The organism is Micromonospora sp. SL1-18, from assembly GCF_047921505.1.
Lineage (GTDB): Bacteria > Actinomycetota > Actinomycetes > Mycobacteriales > Micromonosporaceae > Micromonospora.
The window spans coordinates 1-372 of the sequence record NZ_JBLROA010000232.1; the positions used below are offsets into that span (position 1 = coordinate 1).

The following is a 372-nucleotide window of genomic DNA, read 5'->3' on the forward strand; positions in this document are numbered from 1 at the left end:
AACCGTGTGCACCATCGGGTGGCGAATCTCCGCGCTGACGGGCTGCACAAGCTCACCACCGACATCACCGGCGAGTACGGCACCGTCGTGGTCGAGGACCTCAACGTGGCCGGCATGCTCCGCAACCGGCGCCTGGCCCGCAAGATCGCCGACGCCGGGTTCGGTGAGATCCGCCGCCAGATCGTCTATAAGACCGCCTGGGCGGGCGGCACTCACGTGGTGGCTGACCGCTGGTTTCCGTCTTCCAAGACCTGCTCGCACTGCCGCGTGGTGAAAGCCAAGCTGCCGTTGCACGTGCGAGTGTTCCGCTGCGATGCCTGTGGCCTGGTTATGGACCGGGACGAGAACGCAGCCCGCAACCTCGCCGCACTG

The 372-nt window shown here is 66.7% G+C and carries 1 protein-coding gene; it reads left to right on the forward strand.

Annotated features, from left to right (window positions below; genetic code table 11):
- Positions 1 to 6: 6 nt before the first annotated feature.
- The coding region (locus ACNAW0_RS30725) for an RNA-guided endonuclease TnpB family protein (protein ID WP_416291536.1) at positions 7 to 372 on the forward strand (366 nt) is incomplete at its 3' end.